Source organism: Streptomyces sp. NPDC053493 (assembly GCF_044544825.1).
GTDB lineage: Bacteria > Actinomycetota > Actinomycetes > Streptomycetales > Streptomycetaceae > Streptomyces.
Genome location: NZ_JBITXS010000010.1, coordinates 1 through 18,863 on the forward strand (window position 1 = coordinate 1; position 18,863 = coordinate 18,863).

The 18,863-nt window shown below is 73.6% G+C and carries 15 protein-coding genes and 2 tRNA genes; 7 read left to right on the forward strand and 10 right to left on the reverse strand.

Annotated elements, in window-relative coordinates; genetic code table 11:
- The first annotated feature begins 291 nt into the window (after positions 1 to 291).
- Together ACIGO8_RS25605 and ACIGO8_RS25610 are read left to right on the forward strand one after the other, a co-directional pair.
- The gene (locus ACIGO8_RS25605) at positions 292 to 1,536 is read left to right on the forward strand and encodes a sensor histidine kinase (RefSeq protein WP_399735083.1); all 1,245 of its coding nucleotides are present in this window, start codon (positions 292 to 294) and stop codon (positions 1,534 to 1,536) included.
- A complete protein-coding gene (locus ACIGO8_RS25610) occupies positions 1,467 to 2,129 on the forward strand; it encodes a response regulator (RefSeq protein ID WP_399735086.1) in 663 nt (220 codons plus the stop codon). Before ACIGO8_RS25605 ends, ACIGO8_RS25610 begins: the two co-directional genes overlap by 70 nt.
- Before the next feature lie 98 nt (positions 2,130 to 2,227).
- On the opposite strand, the gene ACIGO8_RS25615 is transcribed toward ACIGO8_RS25610, so the two are convergent.
- A tRNA-Lys gene (locus ACIGO8_RS25615) sits at positions 2,228 to 2,301 on the reverse strand.
- A gap of 95 nt (positions 2,302 to 2,396) precedes the next feature.
- Positions 2,397 to 3,155 carry an IclR family transcriptional regulator gene (locus ACIGO8_RS25620; RefSeq protein ID WP_399735089.1) on the reverse strand — a complete coding sequence of 253 codons (759 nt, stop codon included), beginning with the start codon at positions 3,153 to 3,155 and terminating at the stop codon, positions 2,397 to 2,399.
- Positions 3,156 to 3,505: 350 nt separating this feature from the next.
- On the opposite strand from ACIGO8_RS25620, the gene ACIGO8_RS25625 reads away from it, so the two are divergent.
- Together ACIGO8_RS25625 and ACIGO8_RS25630 are read left to right on the forward strand one after the other, a co-directional pair.
- Positions 3,506 to 4,570: an LLM class flavin-dependent oxidoreductase gene (locus tag ACIGO8_RS25625; RefSeq protein WP_399735813.1), complete on the forward strand. Its 1,065-nt coding sequence runs from the start codon at positions 3,506 to 3,508 to the stop codon at positions 4,568 to 4,570.
- A 259-nt stretch (positions 4,571 to 4,829) separates the two neighbouring features.
- Positions 4,830 to 6,560, forward strand: a complete 1,731-nt coding sequence (locus ACIGO8_RS25630) for a glycosyl hydrolase family 18 protein (protein ID WP_399735092.1) — start codon at positions 4,830 to 4,832, stop codon at positions 6,558 to 6,560.
- Between the two features lie 216 nt (positions 6,561 to 6,776).
- Here ACIGO8_RS25630 and ACIGO8_RS25635 read toward each other — a convergent pair whose 3' ends face one another.
- Positions 6,777 to 8,789, reverse strand: coding sequence for a putative bifunctional diguanylate cyclase/phosphodiesterase (locus ACIGO8_RS25635; RefSeq protein ID WP_399735095.1), 2,013 nt, complete (start codon positions 8,787 to 8,789; stop codon positions 6,777 to 6,779).
- 355 nt (positions 8,790 to 9,144) lie between these two features.
- Between ACIGO8_RS25635 and ACIGO8_RS25640 the strand changes: the two genes are divergently transcribed.
- Positions 9,145 to 10,398: a M6 family metalloprotease domain-containing protein gene (locus ACIGO8_RS25640; RefSeq protein ID WP_399735816.1), complete on the forward strand. Its 1,254-nt coding sequence runs from the start codon at positions 9,145 to 9,147 to the stop codon at positions 10,396 to 10,398.
- Between the two features lie 74 nt (positions 10,399 to 10,472).
- On the opposite strand, the gene ACIGO8_RS25645 is transcribed toward ACIGO8_RS25640, so the two are convergent.
- From ACIGO8_RS25645 to ACIGO8_RS25655, 3 genes are all read right to left on the reverse strand, one after another.
- Positions 10,473 to 10,546 (reverse strand) — tRNA-Lys (locus tag ACIGO8_RS25645).
- Entirely contained in the window at positions 10,537 to 11,175 is a 639-nt protein-coding gene (locus tag ACIGO8_RS25650) for a hypothetical protein (protein ID WP_399735098.1), read from the reverse strand. Before ACIGO8_RS25650 ends, ACIGO8_RS25645 begins: the two co-directional genes overlap by 10 nt.
- Positions 11,176 to 11,313: 138 nt before the next feature.
- Positions 11,314 to 11,670, reverse strand: a complete 357-nt coding sequence (locus ACIGO8_RS25655; RefSeq protein WP_399735101.1) for a hypothetical protein — start codon at positions 11,668 to 11,670, stop codon at positions 11,314 to 11,316.
- A gap of 286 nt (positions 11,671 to 11,956) precedes the next feature.
- Here ACIGO8_RS25655 and ACIGO8_RS25660 point away from each other — a divergent pair, with 286 nt between their 5' ends.
- Positions 11,957 to 13,150 (forward strand): serine hydrolase domain-containing protein, encoded by a 1,194-nt coding sequence (locus ACIGO8_RS25660; RefSeq protein WP_399735104.1) that lies wholly within the window; start codon positions 11,957 to 11,959, stop codon positions 13,148 to 13,150.
- Between the two features lie 16 nt (positions 13,151 to 13,166).
- Here ACIGO8_RS25660 and ACIGO8_RS25665 read toward each other — a convergent pair whose 3' ends face one another.
- Genes ACIGO8_RS25665 through ACIGO8_RS25680 form a run of 4 tightly spaced genes read right to left on the reverse strand, consistent with a single transcriptional unit; the run spans position 13,167 to position 18,025 of the window.
- Entirely contained in the window at positions 13,167 to 14,525 is a 1,359-nt protein-coding gene (locus ACIGO8_RS25665) for an AAA domain-containing protein (protein WP_399735107.1), read from the reverse strand.
- The gene (locus ACIGO8_RS25670; RefSeq protein ID WP_399735110.1) at positions 14,522 to 16,111 is read right to left on the reverse strand and encodes a hypothetical protein; all 1,590 of its coding nucleotides are present in this window, start codon (positions 16,109 to 16,111) and stop codon (positions 14,522 to 14,524) included. The genes ACIGO8_RS25665 and ACIGO8_RS25670 overlap by 4 nt, the downstream gene beginning before the upstream one ends.
- Positions 16,102 to 17,214 carry a hypothetical protein gene (locus ACIGO8_RS25675; protein WP_399735113.1) on the reverse strand — a complete coding sequence of 371 codons (1,113 nt, stop codon included), beginning with the start codon at positions 17,212 to 17,214 and terminating at the stop codon, positions 16,102 to 16,104. Before ACIGO8_RS25675 ends, ACIGO8_RS25670 begins: the two co-directional genes overlap by 10 nt.
- Positions 17,147 to 18,025: a phosphatase PAP2 family protein gene (locus ACIGO8_RS25680; protein ID WP_399735115.1), complete on the reverse strand. Its 879-nt coding sequence runs from the start codon at positions 18,023 to 18,025 to the stop codon at positions 17,147 to 17,149. Before ACIGO8_RS25680 ends, ACIGO8_RS25675 begins: the two co-directional genes overlap by 68 nt.
- 157 nt (positions 18,026 to 18,182) lie before the next feature.
- Here ACIGO8_RS25680 and ACIGO8_RS25685 point away from each other — a divergent pair, with 157 nt between their 5' ends.
- Positions 18,183 to 18,776 (forward strand): histidine phosphatase family protein, encoded by a 594-nt coding sequence (locus tag ACIGO8_RS25685; protein WP_399735117.1) that lies wholly within the window; start codon positions 18,183 to 18,185, stop codon positions 18,774 to 18,776.
- Positions 18,777 to 18,863: the final 87 nt, after the last annotated feature.

Consider the following 18,863-nt stretch of genomic DNA (forward strand, 5'->3'; position numbering starts at 1 on the left):
GGTGCGGGTTCAGGCGCAGGTGCGGAACGCGCCCGCAAGGGCGCCGTCCCGTGTGCCCACCCGTCCCGCCCCAGCGGGACGAATGCCCACACGGGCGCGGGGCGAGGGCGCCGCGCAAGCAGGCGCAGCCCACACGGAGGTGAGCGAAGCGCGCCGCGCAAGCAGGCGCAGCCCACACGGGGGTGCACCAGGGGCGCCGCGCAAGTGGGCGCGCGGTAGGGACAGGTATACCGCGGGGACGCCCGGCAGAGGCATGGCCCCGGGGGCGGGGGCGCGCCTAGCGTGAGGCGCATGGCACCCCGCACCCCCCGCCCCTGGCGCGCCCTCGCCTACCTCCTCACCGGCCCCCTCAGCGGCGCCACCGCCCTCGCCGCCCTCCTCCTCGCCCCGCCCCTCGTCCTCCTCACCGGAATCGGCTTCGGCCGGCTCGAGCGGTGGCGGCTGCGGCTGGTCGACCCGGACCCGGCCGCCGACCCGCACCGCACGCCCGACGCGCCCGGTCTCGCCGCGTGGCTGCGGCTGCGGGTGCGGGAACAGGTGACCTGGCGGGAGCTCGCGTACGTCCTGCTGCACGCCACCGTCCTGTGGCCGCTCGACCTGCTCGTCCTCACCTTGGGGATCGGTCTGCCGGCCGCGCTGCTGAGCGCGCCGGTGCAGCTCGCGGCGGACGGCCACGAGGCCAAGGTGGTCAAGGCGTATCTGGTCACGTCCTATCCGCAGGCCTTCGCCGCCGCGCTCCTCGGTCTCGTCCTGCTGCCCGTGCTCCTCTATCCGCTCACCGTGCTCGCCGCCGCCCGCGCCGCCCTCGGCCGCGCGCTGCTCGCCCCGCGCGAGGCCGAGCTGCGGGCGCGGATCGGAGAGGTCACCGCCTCGCGGGCGCGGCTCGCGGCCGCCTTCGAGGCCGAGCGCCGCCGTATCGAGCGCGATCTCCACGACGGCGCCCAGCAACGTCTGGTCGCCCTGACCATGACGCTCGGCCTCGCCCGCTACGACGCCCCGCCCGGCCCGCTCGCCGACCAGCTCGCCAAGGCCCACGAGGAGGCCGGGCACGTGCTCACCGAGCTGCGCGAGCTGATCCACGGGATCCACCCGCGGGTCCTGGCCGACTACGGGCTGGCCGCCGCGCTCACCGACGCCGCCGACCGCACCACCACGCCCGTGGACACCGCCGGCGTCGACGCCGCGCTGCCCCGGCTCCCGGCCGCCGTCGAGAGCGCCGCCCACTTCGTGGCCCGCGAGGCCCTCGCCAACGTCGACCGGCACAGCGGCGCGGACCGGGCCCGCATCACCGCACGGCACAGCGAGGGGACACTGCTCCTCGTCGTCGAGGACGACGGCCGCGGCGGCGCCGACCGAGCGCGGGGCTCCGGTCTCACCGGACTCGCCGACCGGCTCGCCGTGCTGGATGGCACACTGACGATCATGAGCCCGCCGGGCGGGCCGACCCTGCTACGAGCGGAGATCCCGTGCCGACCGCTGCTCAGCCCCTCCGTGTCGTCCTCGCCGAGGACAGCGTCCTCCTCCGCGAGGGCCTGATCGGTCTGCTGTCGCGTTTCGGCCATCAGGTGGCCGCCGCCGTCGGCGACGCCGAGGGCCTGCACGCCGCGGTCGCCGCGCACGACCCGGACGTCGTGGTCACCGACGTACGGATGCCGCCCGGCTTCCAGGACGAGGGGCTGCGCGCCGCCGTCGCCCTGCGCGCCGAGCGGCCTGGCCTGCCGGTGCTGGTGCTGAGCCAGTACGTCCAGCGCAGTTACGCCGCCGACCTCCTCGACACGGGTGACGGCACCGGCGTGGGCTATCTGCTCAAGGACCGGGTCGGGCAGGTCGAGGAGTTCGTGGCCGCCCTGGAGCGGGTCGCGGCCGGCGGCACGGTGGTCGATCCGGAGGTCGTACGGCAGCTGCTGCGCCGCCACCGCGACCCGCTGCAGGCGCTGACCCCGCGCGAGCGGGAGGTCCTGGGCCTGGTCGCGGAGGGCCACTCCAACGCGAAGATCGCCCGCCGCCTGGTCGTGACGGAGGCCGCCGTCGGCAAGCACATCGGCAACATCCTGGCCAAGCTGGACCTGCCGCCGGCCGAGGACACCCACCGCCGGGTCCTCGCCGTCCTCGCATACCTCCAGGCGTAGGGCGGGCGGGTCCGGAAAGTCCCGCCTCGTCCCGTCCCGCCTGGCCCGTGGGCGCAGCAAGAAGGCCCCTCGCTTACGCGAGGGGCCTTCTTCGTCTGTGCGCCGCCAGGGACTCGAACCCCGGACCCGCTGATTAAGAGTCAGCTGCTCTAACCAACTGAGCTAGCGGCGCCTGCTGACAGAGAAAATACTACCTGGTCCCGAGGGGTGCTCGTGACCACCCGCGCCGCCGTCCCGGGACCGGCCTCCCGCGTGGCCTCCCGGTCCTCAGATCGCCAGCGACAGCACCACCGGCGCGGCGCGCCGGTTCAGCGTGTCGGCCGCCGAGCGGAGCCGGTGGGCGTGCTCGATGGGCAGGGACAGGGCCAGGCAGCCCACGGCCGAGCCGGCCGTCAGCGGGACCGCCGCGCAGACCGTGCCCACCGCGTACTCCTGGAGGTCGAGCACGGGGACGGTCGGCGGCTGGCTGTCCAGCTTGGAGAACAGCACCTTCTCGTTGGTGATCGTCCGGGAGGTCAGCCGGGCGATCTTGTGGCGGGAGAGGTGGTCGCGGCGCCCGTTGAGGTCGAGCTGGGTCAGCAGGCACTTGCCGACGGCGCTGGCGTGGGCGGCTGAGCGGAAGTCCACCCACTCGTTGACCTTCGGGGTGCGCGGCCCGTCGGCGAACTGGGTGATCTTGACCTCGCCGTCGATGTAACGGCTGATGTAGACGGCGGCGCCGACGGAGTCGCGCAGCTCGGTGAGCGTCTCCTGGAGCTTGCGCTCCAGGGCCTCGCGGCGGGTGAGGCCGGAGCCGAGGAGGACCGTGGAGTCGCCGATGACGTAGGCGCCGTCGGAGACCTGCTCCACGTAGCCCTCGCGCCTCAGCATCAGGAGCAGGGACGACAGATGGGCGACGGGCAGGCCGGTCTCCCGCGCGATCTGCGCGTCCGTCACGCCGCCGCCGTGCCGTGAGACCGTCTCAAGCACGCGCAGGGCGTATTGCACCGAATGGAACGGCGCGGTGGGCTCGGGCTTCAGCGCCACGGTTTCCCCCTACCAGGTTGTGACCGCAAGCTTCCGTACCACGATAGCCGCCAAGCCCCCGCCACGGGACGGCTGTTGGCGAGATTGATGCGGCGCTCAGGGTGCCTGTCCTGCGACTCACCACCCTGGCATATGCCATGGTCACAGCCCTGCGGGAGAAAAGGAGGTCAGGGCCGTGGGCGGGGCCCTGCGCGCGGCCGTTCGGAGGGCTTCCGGACGTGAAGATTTTTTCCCGGGAATAACCGGAGACTCCCTCCTGTTAGCCCTACTGAACCGGATTCCCCGGTTCCCGTACTGAGTCACCGCGCAGGAAGGCCACCAGAGTGAGCGACGAGGCGATGCGAGACGTGATCCGAGACGCGATCCGAGGCGAGGTGCTCGGGACCGCGCCCGTGCCGCTGTCCGTACTGGACCTCGTGACCGTCGGCAGCGGACGCACCGCGAGCCAGGCGCTCGCCACCAGCGTGGAGCTCAGCCGGCTCGCCGAGAGCCGCGGCTTCCACCGCCACTGGGTGGCCGAGCACCACTCCATGCCCGGCGTCGCCTCCTCCTCGCCCGCCGTGATCCTCGCCCACCTCGCCGCCCACACCAGCCGCATCCGGCTCGGCTCCGGCGGCGTGATGCTGCCCAACCACGCGCCGCTGGTGATCGCCGAGCAGTTCGGCACCCTGGAGGCCCTCGCTCCGGGCCGGGTCGACCTCGGCCTCGGCCGCGCGCCCGGCACGGACGGCGCGACCGCCGCCGCGCTGCGCCGCACCGCCACCCTCCACGAGGGCGCCGACGACTTCCCCGAGCAGCTGGCCGAGCTGACCCGCTTCCTGGACGACGCGTTCCCGGACGGCCATCCCTACGCCCGGATCCACGCCGTGCCCGGTCCGGTGCAGGGCCCGAAGGGCCGGCCGCCGATCTGGCTGCTCGGCTCCTCCGGCTTCAGCGCCCGGCTGGCCGGCCTGCTCGGCCTGCCCTTCGCCTTCGCCCACCACTTCTCCGCGCGCAACACCGTTCCGGCGCTCGATCTTTACCGCGAGTCCTTCCGGCCCTCGTCCGTCCTCGACGCGCCGTACGCGCTGATCGCCGTCTCGACGCTCGCCGCCGACGACCCGAAGGAGGCCCACCGGCAGGTGCTCACCGGCGCGCTGTCGATGGTGCAGCTGCGTTCCGGCAGGCCGGGGCTCGTGCCGACGCCGGAGGAGGCGGAGGCGTACGACTTCCGCCCGGCGGAGCGGGAGTTCGTCGACGGCTGGCTGGCGGACATCGTCTACGGCACGGCGGACGAGGTCCGCGGCGGCCTGGACGACCTGCAGAAGCGGACCGGCGCCGACGAGCTGATGATCACGGCGCACGCGCACAGCGGCGAGCTCCGGGTGCGCAGTTACGAGCTGATCGCCGACGCGTACGGGCTGCCGCGGCTGTGAAAAACCCGGGGCGCTGGTTCGTCGCCGGGCGGCCACGAGCCGTCCGGCAGCCGCCGCCCTAAGGGAACCTTAAACCGCTCGTCACCTGTGGTGGCGGGCGGTTGCTTTTTGTGCTGCGCGACCTCCGGACGGCGCTGACAAGGGCTTTCGCGACCCAATTGGTCTAGTCCTCAATCTGGTTCAGACCATTGACGTGCTGTTCATACGGCGGATATCACTGCTCCAACTTCCGTACCGCCACCCCTCCCGGAGGCCGCACGTGCACCCCCGCAATCCCCGCTCCCCCCGCAGACCACTGATCGCCGCGCTCCTCACCTCGGCCCTCGCCGCCGGAGCGCTCGCCGCCACCGCCGGCCTCGGCTCCGCGCAGGCCGCCGGCAGCGCCGCCACCGCCGCGCCGTCCACCGGCGGCGTCAAGATCGCCTACTACGACCAGTGGAGCGTGTACGGCAACGCCTTCTACCCCAAGCACCTCGACGAGCGGGGCATCGCGGCCAAACTCGACGTCATCAACTACTCGTTCGGCAACATCCACCCGACCGACCTCACCTGTTTCGAGGCCAACAAGGCCGCCGGCGACGACAACAACCCCAACGCCGGTGACGGCGCGGGCGACTCCTACGCCGACTACCAGAAGTCCTTCTCGGCCGCGGACAGCGTCGACGGCGTGGCCGACAAGTGGGACCAGCCGATCGTGGGCGTCTTCAACCAGTTCAAGGAACTGAAGGCGAAGCACCCCAAGCTGAAGATCAACATCTCGATCGGCGGCTGGAGCTACTCCAAGTACTTCTCCGACGCGGCCAGGACCGACGCGAGCCGCAAGAAGTTCGTGGCCTCCTGCATCAAGCAGTACATCCAGGGCGACCTGCCGGTCGAGGGCGGCTTCGGCGGCCCCGGCACCGCGGCCGGCATCTTCGACGGCATCGACATCGACTGGGAGTACCCCGGTTCGCCCGACGGCCACCTCGGCAACCACTACGCCGCCGAGGACAAGCAGAACTTCACGCTGCTGCTCGCCGAGTTCCGCAAGCAGCTCGACGAGTACGGTGCTGCCCACGGCGGCAAGAAGTACCTGCTGACCGCCGCCCTGCCGGCCGGCCAGGACAAGATCAAGAACATCGAGACGGACAAGATCGGCGCGTACCTCGACTACGCCAACATCATGACGTACGACATGCACGGCGCCTGGGACGGCGACGGGCCGACGTACCACCAGTCACCGCTGTACTCCGGCGCCAACGACCCGACCGACGTCATCAAGCCGGGCACCGAGAAGTACTCGATCGACAACGCCATCGACTCCTGGATCGACGGCAAGCCCGCCTACGGCATCACCGGCGGCTTCCCGGCGAACAAGCTGACGCTCGGCTACGAGTTCTACTACCGCGGCTGGAAGGGCGTCCCGGCCGGCACCACCAACGGCCTCGCCCAGACCGCCACCGGCGGCTCCGGCGCCCGCCCGCTCAGCCAGGCCGCCGGCATCGCGTACTACAAGGAGCTCGGCGGCATCGTCGACAACCCGGCCGCCACCTTCTGGGACGACCAGGCCAAGTCCGCCTACTTCTACAAGGACGGCGAGTTCTTCACCGGCCTGGACCAGCGCACCATCCAGGCCCGCGCCGACTACGCCCACCAGCGCGGTCTGGCCGGCGCGATGATGTACTCGCTGCTCGGCCTGGACGCCAACGCCACGCTCCTCAACCAGATCGTGACCGCGGTCGGCTCGTCGCCGACGAGCCCGACCACTCCGCCCACCACGCCGCCGACGACGCCTCCCACGACTCCGCCGACCACGCCGCCCACGACTCCGCCGACGACGCCGCCGACCACCGGCTGCACCGCCCCGGCGTACGTGGCCGGCACCGTCTACACCGGCGGCACGGTCGTCTCCCACAAGGGCCACAAGTGGCTCGCCCAGTGGTGGACCCAGAACGAGGAGCCGGGCACGACCGGCCAGTGGGGCGTCTGGAAGGACCAGGGCGCCTGCTGACGCCCGGCCCCGACTCCCTGCCCCTGACGCCCCGCCCCTGACGGCGCTGCCTCGCCGGCCCCGTCACACCGCATGAGCCACTGCCCCCGCCCGGAATGTCCCTCCGGCCGGGGGCAGTTCCATGCCGGGGACCCGGCGGCCCGGGGGCCCGAGGGCGGGTGCCGTACGGAAGCGCCGGCCAGGCGGCGCCGGACGGGAAGCGCCGGACGGGAAGCGCTAGACGGGGAGCGGCGCGACGCCGATGAGTTCGCCGATCCGCTCCGGCGCCACCGCCCGCGAGTAGAGCCAGCCCTGCCCGGTGTCGCAGCCGATCCGGCGCAGCCGGGCGGCCTGGCCCGCGGTCTCGACGCACTCGGCGGTGACCGTGAGCCCGAGCCGGTGGGCGAGCTGCACCAGCGCCTCCACGATCAGCTGGTCGGCCGGGTTGGCGTGCTCCTCGTCCTGGAAACCGCGCACGAAGGATCCGTCCAGCTTCAGGACGGAGACCGGCAGCCGGCTCAGATAGGCGAGGTTCGAATAACCGGTGCCGAAGTCGTCGATCGCGATCCGCACGCCCATGTCGCTCAGTGCCTGCAGCGCCTGGAGCGGCCGCCCGGCCGAGCCCATCACCGCGGACTCGGTCAGCTCCAGCTGGAGCAGGTGCGGGGCGAGCCCGGTCTCGGCGAGGATGCCGGCCACGTCGGCCACCAGGTCGGAGTCCCAGACCTGACGCACCGCCACGTTGACGCTGACGAAGATCGGCCGGTCGCCGGGATGGTCCTTCTGCCACTGCCGGGCCTGGCGGCAGGCGGTGTGCAGCACCCAGCGGCCGAGCTCGACGATCGAGCCGTCCTCCTCGGCGATGCCGACGAACCGATTCGGCGTCAGCACGCCGAACTGCGGGTGGTTCCAGCGCACCAGCGCCTCCACGCCGCGCACCGCCGCGTCGGCGAGGTCGACGAGCGGCTGGTACTCGAGCGCGAACTCGCCGCGTTCCACCGCCGGGCGCAGGGTCGAGCTGAGCGCCTGCCGGGTCATCCGGTGGGCGTTGCGCTCGGGGTCGAAGAGCGTCCAGCGGGCCTTGCCGTCGGCCTTCGCCCAGTAGAGCGTGGTGTCGGCGGCCTGCATCAGCCAGGTCGCCGAGGAGCCGTGGGCGCGCCGCTCGACCACGCCGATCGAGGCGGAGACGGAGAGCCGCTGCCCGGCCAGGTCGAAGGGCTCCTGGAGCGCGGTGAGCACGGACTGGGCGAGGTCGGCGAGTTGCTCGGTGCCGGTGGAGTCCTCGACGAGGATCGCGAACTCGTCGCCGCCGAGCCGGGCCACGAGGTGGCCGCCGTTGCGGGTGTAGCCGTAGCCGTCCGCGCACTCGGTGAGCCGGCTCGCGACGGCGGCGAGCAGCCGGTCGCCGACCCGGTGGCCGAGGGTGTCGTTGACCGCCTTGAAGCCGTCGAGATCCAGGTAGCAGATCCCGATCCGCCCTGTTCTGCCATGCCCGTACGACTCGTAGGACTGGTGGGACTCGTACGGCCGGTCCTCGTCGTACGACCGCTCCTCGGGCTCCTCCGCCGGGCCGTCCGCGGCGGCGCTCTCCAGGGCGGCGGTCAGCCGCTCGAAGAACAGGGTGCGGTTGGGCAGCCGGGTGACCGGGTCGTGCATCTGGAGGTGGCGCAGTCGGGCCTGGAGTTCGCGCCGGTCGCTGATGTCCGCGACGGAGAGCAGGACGCGCGGGCTGTCGGGGACGGGCGAGACGGTGACCTCGGCCCACAGCGAGCGCCCGTCGGGGTGCTTGAGCCGGCGGGTGCAGCGGAAGCGGGAGCGCCGGCCGCGCAGCACCTCGCGGTAGGCGTGCCAGGTGCGGCCGTCGGAGGCGAGGTCGACGAGGTCGGCGGCGGCCTGTTCGCGCAGGGCGGCGGCGTCGGTGCCGAGGAGGGCGCCGAGCGAGTCGTTGGCGGCGACGACGACGCCCGACTGGTCGACGACGGCCATCGCGAGCCGGGAGGCGCGGAACGCGGCGCGGTAGTCCCGGAGATCCCGGTCCCGGTGGTCCAGGTCCCGGTCCCGGTGGTCCAGGTCCCGGTCTCGGAGATCCCGGTCCCGGTCCGGGAGGTCATGGTCCCCGTGGCCGCGGTCTCCGTGGTCCCGGTCCCGGCGGTCCCGGTCCCCGAGTTCGGATTCGGGTGCCGGGTCGTGACGCTCCGTGAGCGCCGGTTCTGCCGACGGGTGCACCGGTACTTCGGGGGTTCCGCTCACCGCTCGCTCCCGTAGTGGCTTCGGGCCGTACAGATGTGGTCGGAAAGGTCGGCCAAGGAAAGTGTGCCGATCATAGAGGCTGGCCGGGGCGCCGTTCCAGCTCCTGAGACCGCCGTAGCGGCCGGGCGCGTGGTGACACCGCCCACCCGAACGCTCCGGCCGATCGTTTCTGCGCGGGTCTGACACGGGTCGATGAGGCGCTGACCGAATGTGACTTTCCGTGAGCTGATGCACGCCCGTGTCGCGTCGACCCGGCGGGTCCCGCTCACCCGACCGGGGCAGCGGAAAGGTGCGAAACCCCGCAAACCACCACAAGGTGGGTGAGGTGTCCCGCATTCCGGAGCCGGAGGTCCACGTGAGGAGTCAGCAGCCACCCGGGGGAGTGCAACGCTCGCGCCTGCGTGCCGGTGCGGCTGCCTTCACCTCGCTCGCGGCGCTCGCCGCGACCGGCCTCGTCGCCGGGCCCGCCGTCGCCGCGCCCTCCGCCGGACCCTGCGCCCTGCCCCGTACCGCCGCCCATCACTCACTCGGCCTCGACAGCTGGAACGAGTCCTATCCGCGGCCCACCCGGGCCCTCGACGCCGTCATGATCTTCCTGTCGTTCCCCGACTCCGCGCCGCTGACCAGCCCCTCCGAGCTGGCCGCCGACCACTTCCCCGGCACCGCCCGGTTCTTCGAGCGCGCCTCGTACGGCCGCTTCGCGCTGCGCGTCCACCCGCAGAAGACCTGGACCCGGATGCCGCAGGACTCCGCCGCGTACGCGATACGGCGCGACTGGAGCGCCGAGCACCGCGCCGCGTATCTGCGCGACGCGATCCGGGCGGCCGACGGCACGGTCGACTTCTCCCGCTACGACATCGTCTATCTGGTCGCCGACCCGGACGCGCCCGGCGTGGACTCCGACGCCACCAAGGTCGTCAACCTGGAGCGCCCGCTGGAGGCCGACGGCACGGAGATCAAGCGGGTCGTCACCGTCTTCGAGCGCCACCCGCCCGACCGCAACGTGCTCGCCCACGAGACCGGCCACGTCTTCGACCTGCCCGACCTCTACCACCGGCCCACGGACGGCAAGGGCGACTGGGACACCCATGTGGGCGACTGGGACGTCATGGGCAGCCAGTTCGGCCTCGCGCCGGACCTCTTCGCCTGGCACAAGTGGAAGCTGGGCTGGCTCGACCGCGCCCAGGTGGCCTGCCTGCGCGGCCGCGGCACCCATGTGATCGGCCTGGAGCCGGTCTCCGCCGCCCCGGTGGCCGGCGGCACCGTCGGCACCCGTCTCGCGGTGGTCCGCACCGGCGAGAACAGCGCGCTCGCCATCGAGGCCCGGTCCGCGACCGGCAACGACAAGGACACCTGCACGGAAGGCGTGCTCGTCTACCGGGTCCGCAACCAGGCGGCCTCCGGCGAGGGTCCGGTCGAGGTGGTGGACACCCATCCGCGCACCGAAGCCTGCTGGGAACGCTCGGTCTACCCGCCGCTCGCGGACGCGCCGCTCCAGGAGGGCGAGTCCTTCACCGTGCCGGACACGGGCGTACGGGTGGAGGTCGCCGAGCGGACCAAGGCGGGCGTCTGGACCGTACGGATCACGGGCCCGCAGCCGGTCCGGTGAGGCCCCGGCCCGTCACGGCGTCGGATGGGAACACGAAGAAGCCCCTCGCTTGCGCGAGGGGCTTCTTCCGTCTGTGCGCCGCCAGGGACTCGAACCCCGGACCCGCTGATTAAGAGTCAGCTGCTCTAACCAACTGAGCTAGCGGCGCCTGCTGACGTCGTAGACATTAGCATCCGGATCGGCCGAAGGAAAAATCGATACCCGCACGTCGGCGGCCGAAACCGCCCGGGCGGCTCGAACACAGGCCCACAGCAGAACCTCGGGCCCCGGAAGCCAGGGCGAGCGGGTGTCGGGCGCGACCACCCAGCGCGGTGCGGAGGTGTCGCCCTCGCGCGGGGCGAGCGGCGGGACGGTCACGGCGTCGCCGGTGCCGTGACAGAGCGGCCGCGGCACTGCCTCGCCCCACTCCTCCCAGTCGAGCAGGCTCGGTAACCGCTGGGCGGTGCCGGGCGCGGCGAACAGCAGCATCCGGCCCCGGTGGACGGCCACCGGCCCGCAGCCGGGCCCCTCCGCCCAGAGCCGGTCGAGCATCCGGCGCCCGAAGATCGGCTCCACGTTCACCACGTCGAAGACCGTCCCGCAGGGCAGCACGGCCGCGCTGCCGGGCCGCTCCCGCCAGCGCGCGAGCGCGGCGCCGGGCTGACCGGCGGCCGCGGAGGCGAGCCAGGCGGCCCCGCAGTCGGTGACCCGTGCGGCCTGGTGCCGCTCCTCGTCCGGGTTCCGCAGGAAGCGGAAGATGTCGTACGGGGTCGTCTCGTCACGCAGCCAGGTGGTCATACCAAAGATCTACCGGCCGTGACGGCTCCGCTTCGGCGAGTTGCGGAAAACCCGGACAGGCCGGTGCCGGGCGGAGTATCGTGCGGCCCGCATATGCCGGACGGCAGACCGGGAGGCCTACTCCTCGAGCCGGGAGGCCTACTCGTCGAGGTCGCGGCCGCTGCCGCGGATCAGGTCCCGGCCGAACTCGATCATCTTGCGCGCGTAGTCCTCGGTCCACTCCGCCCGCTCGGCCACGTCCGCCGGCGTCAGCCGGTCGAAGCGGCCCGGGTCGGCCAGCTGGGCCGCCGCCACCGCCTGGAACTCGATCGCCCGGTCCGTCGCCGCGCGGAACGCCAGCGTCAGCTCGGTCGCCCGGGCCAGCAGCTCCCGCGGGTCCTCTATCGACTCCAGGTCGAAGAAGTGCTCCGGGTCGGCGGTCGCCTCGGCCGGCTCGAAGATCAGCGGCGCCGGCCTGACCCGCCGCTGCCCGCTCCGCTCCGCGGATTCCGCCATGATCCTTCTCCTCCTCGCACGCACACGGCCCGGACGCCCGGGCCGCCACCTTCCATTCTCCCGCGCCTGGCAAGAGGGCGTCCCCGGATCCGGTGCCGACGTCCCCGGATCCGGTGCCGGCGGTCCCCGATCCGGTGTCCGCGTCGGGCCGGCGGTCCCTGATCCGGTGTCAGGGTCGGTTCAGGGTCGGGCCCGGGTGATCCCCGTCGAAACGGGCGGGCCGGACGGACAGACTCGAGAAGAACAAGATCGACGTCCTGCCCGCCCCGCCTCGTGGAGTCCGACCGTGCACCGTTCCGCAGCCCTGCTCCTGACCGCCGCCGCGGCCCTGGCCCTCGCCGTTCCCCAGCAAGCCGTCGCCGCCGGGCCGCCGGCCGCCGGCGGCCTGGACCGCGCCGCCCTGCGCGAGGCGATCACGCTGCGCCCCGACGACGGCGCCGCCGGAGCCGTCGCGGAGATCCACAAGAACGGCGAGACGTGGCGGGGCACCTCCGGAGACCTCGTGACCGGCACCCGCGTCAGCCCCGACGCCCACTTCCGCATCGGCAGCGTCGGCAAGCCGATGATGGCGGTGATCCTGCTCCAGCTGGCCGCCGAGGGCCGCATCGACCTCGACCGGAGCGTCCAGGAGTATCTGCCCGGCCTGCTGCCCGAGGACCGCTTCAAGGAGCCGGTCACGGTGCGGCAGCTGCTCGACCACACCAGCGGCCTGCCCGAGGACTTCGAGGGCGCCCCGCCCACCGACCCGGACGACGAGATCGACGGCCGCTTCGACTACGTCACCTTCGACGAGGTCGTCCAGCAGACCCTCCACCCCGAGGGAAGGCCCGCGCCCGGCCCCCGCTTCCGCCCCGGCACCCGGCAGGAGTACAACTCCTTCAACTACCGCGTCGCCGGCAAGCTGATCGAGGACGTCACCGGCCACAGCTTCCAGGACGAGGTCACCCGCCGCATCCTCAAACCGCTGCACATGACCCAGACCAGGGCCGCCCGGCCGGACCGCGCCACACCCGTGCCCCGGCCCTACCTGCCCGGCTATCTGCCCCGCACCAGCGGCGAGCTCGTCGACGTCAACGTCCAGGGCGGCCTGCCCGCGTCCATGACCTCCACCACCCGCGACCTCGACCGCTTCCTCACCGGCCTCTTCGAAGGCCGCCTGCTGTCGCCGGCCCAGACCGAGGAACTGTTCACCGTCCCCAAGGGCCCCGACGGCAAGCCCCTGCCCTACGCCAACACCTCCAACTGCAACACCGGCCCGGCCAAGGGCACGGCCTGCTACAGCGTCGCCCTGATGTACGTCCCGCTCCCCGACGGCTCGGTCCTGTGGGGCAAGACCGGCTCCGACCCCGGCTATCGAAGCGGCGTCTTCGCCACCCGCGACCTCCACCGTCGCGCGGCCTACGCGATAGGCACCGCCAGCCGCGACTCCGGTGCCCCGGCCCTGGCCCAGCGCCTCGCCCGGACCGCCTTCTCCGACTGACGCTCCCGCAGCAGCCTCACGGCGCCCACGCCACCCGGTGCTCGGCCAGGTGGGACAGGACCGCGTGGTTCGCCTCCCAGCCGTCCGGGAACTTCACCGTGACGCCCAGCTGGACCGGCTCCGTCGAAGGGTGCTCGTCCAGCAGGTCGGTGACGCCCGCGCGGCACACCACGATGCAGGCGTGGCGGTGGCGGGAGGCCAGGACGCACAGGCGGCCGGTCTCCAGGTGGAAGGCGGTGGCGTCCGGGCGGCCGGACAACGGGTGGAGGACGACGGTCACGTCGTACTCGCGGCCCTGGAGGCGGTTGGCGGTGTCCACCGTCACGCCCGGCACGCCGAGCTCCGCGAGCGCCGCCCGTACCGCCGCCGCCTGGTCGCGGTGGGCGGTGCCGACGGCGATGCGGTCCGGGGTGAGCGGCGCCGGGTCGGAGGAGCGCTCCGAGACCGAGGCCCCGCCCCGGTCCAGGAGGCGGCGCACCACCAGGGCCACCGCCTGGACGGCCTCCGGGTCGGTGCGCGGGGTGTGGCGGGCGGGCAGTTCGAGCAGGCCCCAGCCGGACTCGGCGGCCTCGTCCAGGACCCGGTCCGGGGCCGAGCCGTCCGACGGCACGCCGAAGGAGAGCTTCCGGTCGCCGTGGCCGGTGCCGCTGCGGAAGGGCGTGTACGGATAGAAGGCGTCGGAGACGAGGGGCGCGGCCGACGCCGGGAGGCGCCAGGACACCGGGAGCCGGTGCTGCGGGAGGTCGGGGTTGTGGGCGAGCAGGGTGCTCACGGCGGAGGCCGACGGGTCGTAGGACAGGCCCGCCCACTGCTCCGCGCCCACCACGGAGAACGGGTCCAGCTGGCCCGGGTCGCCCACGAACAGGGCCCGCTCGAACAGGCCCGCCACGGCGAGCAGCGCGTCCGAGCGCATCTGGTAGGCCTCGTCCACGATCGCGTGCGCCCAGGGCTCCACGTTCTTCACGTGCGCCCACTTCGCCGCCGTGGACACGACCACCGGCAGGCCCGCCAGGTCGCCGGCCTTGGCCGACGTGCGCACCTGCTCCAGGCCGTCGAGCGCCTTGTCGTACGGGTCGGAGTCGTTGGAGTGCAGCCGGCCCACCTGCAGCTCGGGCTCCTTCTCGGCGATCCGCAGCACCAGGTCGTCGACCTGCGCGTTGGTCTGCGCGACGACCATCAGCGGCCGTCCGGCCGCGGCCAGTTCGAGCGCGGCCCGCACCACGAGCGTCGACTTGCCGGCGCCCGGCGGGGAGTCGACGACGACGCCCCGGGCGTCGCCGTGCAGGGTGCTCGCCAGGATGTCGGCGGTCGCCCGCGCGGCCTCGGCGGACGGGTCGAAGGGCCCGGCGTCCAGGCCCGTACGGTCGAAAGTCACAGGACGTCCTCCGGCGTCACGGCATCGGGCAGTTCCACGGCGTCCGCGCGCGGTGGCCCGCCGTGCGTCCACGGCGTCGCCTCCGGGTCGGGCAGCTTCGCGCCCATCCGCTGCTCGTGCTCGAACAGCGTCCAGGCGATCCGCTCGCCCTTCTCCGGCAGCGAGCCCTCCGCCGGCTCCTTCCCGCGCCCCATCTTGTCCAGGACGCGCAGGACGAGGGAGCCGTCGGGCTCGTGTCCCACGAACTCGGCCGACTGCGGCTTGCCGTCCAGTGAGCGGTACACCTTGACGCCCGCGCCCAGCTGCGGACGGTCCTGCGTGCGGACGGTGAGCAGCGGGCGCGGCGCCGGCCGCTTCGACTCCGACCAGGCCATCGTCACCTCCACCACCTCCGCCACGAACGCCTCGCCCGCGAGCCGGCGGCCCGCCAGCACCAGCGGGTCGTCCAGCGCCTCCTGCGCCTCCAGCTGGCCCTGGGCCTGCTCGCGCGCGGCCAGCTTCTGCGCCGCGGTCACGGCGTCGTCCCGGCGCGGCTGCGGCGGCTCGCCGGCCGCGATCCGGTCCCGCTGGCCGGTGAACGACCAGCGGTCGCGGGTCCAGCGGTCCTCGACGCGCGCGCCCTCCGGGAGCTCCCGCAGCAGGTCGAGCGCCCGCCACACCGCGTCCCAGGTCGGCTTCAGCTGGGCGGCGAGCAGCCCGCGGATCGCGCGCTCGGCGCCGTGCAGGGCGGCGAGCCCGGTGTCGGCCGCCTCGCCGTCCTCGGCCGCGCCCAGCGCCTGCCGGGCCCGGTCGTACGCCTCGATCGCGGGCGCGAGCAGCCGGTTGTCGAAGGCGGGATCGGTCGCCGGACCGGCCGGCGGGCACAGCAACTGGCCGCGCTCGTCCCGCCCGAGCTCCGCCCGCAGCGCCGCCTCGGCCCCGGACCCGCCCTCCGGGACGTCGATCCACGCGAGCAGCGCGCCCAGGTGCTGGTCCTCCAGGGACGACTGGCCGGTCGCCCAGTGCCGGTTCAGCAGGTCCGTCGCCGCCACCAGCAGCGAGGAGCCCGGCACCCGCGCCCGCTCTCCGAAGTGCGTCAGCCAGCGGCCGAGCAGCGGCACCCGGGGCGGCGCGGGAAACGGCGTCTCCGGGTCCTGCTCGGCCGTGCGCCGGAAGCGCATGGAGCGCCCGAGGAGCCGTACGTACTCGATGCCCGCCCGGCTCGGCACCACCAACTGCGGCGCGTCCGCGCACAGTTCGACCTCGACCTTGACCTTCTTGCCGGTCTCCGGATCGGTCTCGGACCGCTCCACGGCCTCCACCGCGCCCGCGAAGGAGTCGACGTACGGCAGGATCGCGTCGGCGAGTTCGGCGAGGAACGCGAAGCGCAGGTCACGGTCGCGCGGCTGCGGCACGACGAGCAGCCGCGGCTGCTCCGGGTCGGTGCCCACCAGTGCTCCCAGCGGTGCGCCCGCCTCGCCCGAAGTCGTCAACGGCACGAAGACCAGCGGCCGTTCGGACAGATGCCGGTGACGGACCGTGGCCAGCGGCTGGGCCCGGCCCGACTCGACGGCCTCCATCCGGGCCAGCGAGGAGATCAGCGACATGCCAGGGCCTCCGTCCGCAGCGCGCGCGCCCGGCGCAGCGCCGCGACCGCCGGATCGTCCGGGTCGCCGGCCTCGCCGCGCGCCGCCGCCAGGACCTCGCCGATCGTCGTCAGGCCGCCCAGCTCGCCGCGCACCGACCGGCCGAGCGTCGTCACCACGTCCGCCGCCCGGGCCCGCTCCCGGCAGTGGAAGGCCAGCTCACAGGCGGACAGGCAGTCCGGCGCGTACGCGTGCGGCACGCACTCCACCGCCGCCGCCAGCTCCTGCGCCGAGCACTCCGCCACGTCGAAGGTCACGCCCGGCGGCAGCGTGTCGGCGATCTCCTCGATCCGGGTGAGCCGGGACAGCTGCCGCCGGGTCACCGACAGCTGCTTGCGCACGTCCACCGCCGAGGCCGTCGGCAGGTTGGAGAAGTCCTTCGGGCAGACCAGGAGCACCTGGTGCGCCACCCGCGCGCCGTCCGTGCGGGCCGCGACCCGCTCGAGCGCGAGGACGTAGACCGCGGCCTGCCGGGCCGCCGCGCCGACCTTCGCCGCGTCGGCGGAGCCGTCGACCATCGGGAAGGACTTGATCTCCACGACCGTCCACTGCCCGCCCGGGTGCACCACGACCGCGTCCGGCTCCAGATAGACCGGGGAGCCCGCCACCTCCAGGGCCAGCATCGGGTGGTCGAGCAGTGCCCAGCGGCTGGCCGCCGTCGCCTCGCGCAGCGCGAGCGCCGTGCGGGCGGCGCGGCCCTCGGGACCGGCCGCCGCGAGGTCCGGCAGATCCACCGCGGACGGCTCCTCCACGCCGAGCAGTCGCAGCAGCTCGCGGCCGCCGTCCGCCTTCACCTTGGCCTCGAACGCGTTGCCCCGGGCGATCGCGAACTGCGACTGGCCGAAGCCCGAGGGCGCGCCCAGCTTCTCCGCGAGCGCCGTCTTGTCCACCCCGGCGCCGTCGAGGATCGCCCGCCGCCGGCAGCCGGGGTTGGCGGCCAGCGCGGCCAGCGCCCGCGCGTCGAGCGGACGCGGCACGGAGGCCGGTCCGCGCAGCTCAGCGAGCCGATGCCGGAGTGTCGTCTGCGGCGGTCGGTGCGGACCGCTGTCCAGGGATGCGCTCACCCGCGGAAGTCTCCCATCCGCCACTGACAAGCGGGGAACTTCGCGGGGATTCGCCCCCGATGGCCCGGCCCGTCACCCGGCCCGCCCGGCCCGTCACCCGGTCCGCCAGGCGCGTCGCGTACGGGGTGAGCAGCAGGCCCGCGCCCATCACGGCCGCGCCCGCGACCGCGTCCAGGAAGTAGTGGTTGGCCGTGCCCATCACGACCAGCGCCGTCAGCAGCGGATAGGCCACGCCGAGCGCCTTGAACAGCGGCGTCCGCCCGTACCGCCACAGCATCACCCCGCACCACAGCGCCCAGCCCACGTGCAGGCTCGGCATCGCCGCGTACTGGTTGGTGAGGCCCCCGAGACCGCGCGGCGCGCTCGCCTCGCCGCCCCACCAGCCGTAGCCGCTGAACCGCGCCATCGTGTCGACGAAGCCGTGGGCCGGGTCGAGGAGCCGGGGCGGGCAGGTCGGCAGCAGCGTGAAGCCGACCAGTCCGAGGAGGGTCGCGGCCATCAGCCAGGTGCGGGCCGCCCGGTAGTGGGCGGGCCGGCGGCGGAAGAGCCAGACCAGGACCGCCGGCGTCACCACGTAGTGCAGCGAGGCGTACGCGAAGTCGGCCGGGACACCGAGCGCGGGCGTCGCCGTGAACAGGCGGTTGAGCGGGTGCTCCAGGTCCAGGCCCAGCGTCTGCTCGATCCGCAGGATGCCGAGCCCGTGGCCGACGGCGCCGTCCACGTCGCCGCGGGCGAGGAGGCGTCCGCCGGAGTAGGCCGCGTACACCGCGGCGATCAGCGGCAGCTCCGCCCACCAGCGTGGCCCGCGCATACGAGGTCCCCCCGCCTTCTGTCGACCCGCCGTCCGCCGACCGGTCCTCGACCGTGGAAGGACGCGAGGCGGGGCCGACGGGTTGCCCGGAGGTCACGCGGAATCCACGTGGGCGATGATGGAAGGGCACCCGATCCGTGAACCTCAGGAGCCCTCCATGGCACCGCGCATCCTGCTCGCCCGGCACGGCCAGACCGAATGGTCGCTGCTCGGCCGCCACACCGGCAGGACCGACATCCCGCTGCTCGACGAGGGCCGGCGCGGCGCGAAGCTGCTCGGCGCGCGCCTCGGCCGCGGACCGTGGAACGGCCTCGACGGCGTCGAGGTGCGCACCAGCCCGCTGGTGCGGGCCCGGGAGACCTGCGACCTGGCCGGTTTCGGGGAGCGCGCGGAGAACTGGGACGCGCTGATGGAGTGGGACTACGGCGCGTACGAGGGCATGACGCCGGCCGAGATCAAGGCCCTGCAGCCGGACTGGTTCATCTGGCGCGACGGCGTGCCCGACGGCGAGACCCTGGACCAGCTCTCGGACCGCGCCGACACGATCGTCGAGTGGGCCCGCTCGGCCGACCGCGACGTCCTCGTCTTCGCGCACGGCCACATCCTGCGCTCCATCGCCGCCCGCTGGCTCGGCGAGCACGTCTCCTTCGCCGCCCGCATCCGCCTCGACCCGACCAGCCTGTCGGTCCTGGGCTGGGCCTACGGCGACCCGGCGCTCGAGCGCTGGAACGACACCGGCCACCTGGAGTAGCCGCACCGGCAGGCCGTCCGTACGAGGCGCCGTCGGTACGAGGCGCCGTCCGTACGAGGAGCTGTCGGTACGAGGCGCCGTCGGTAC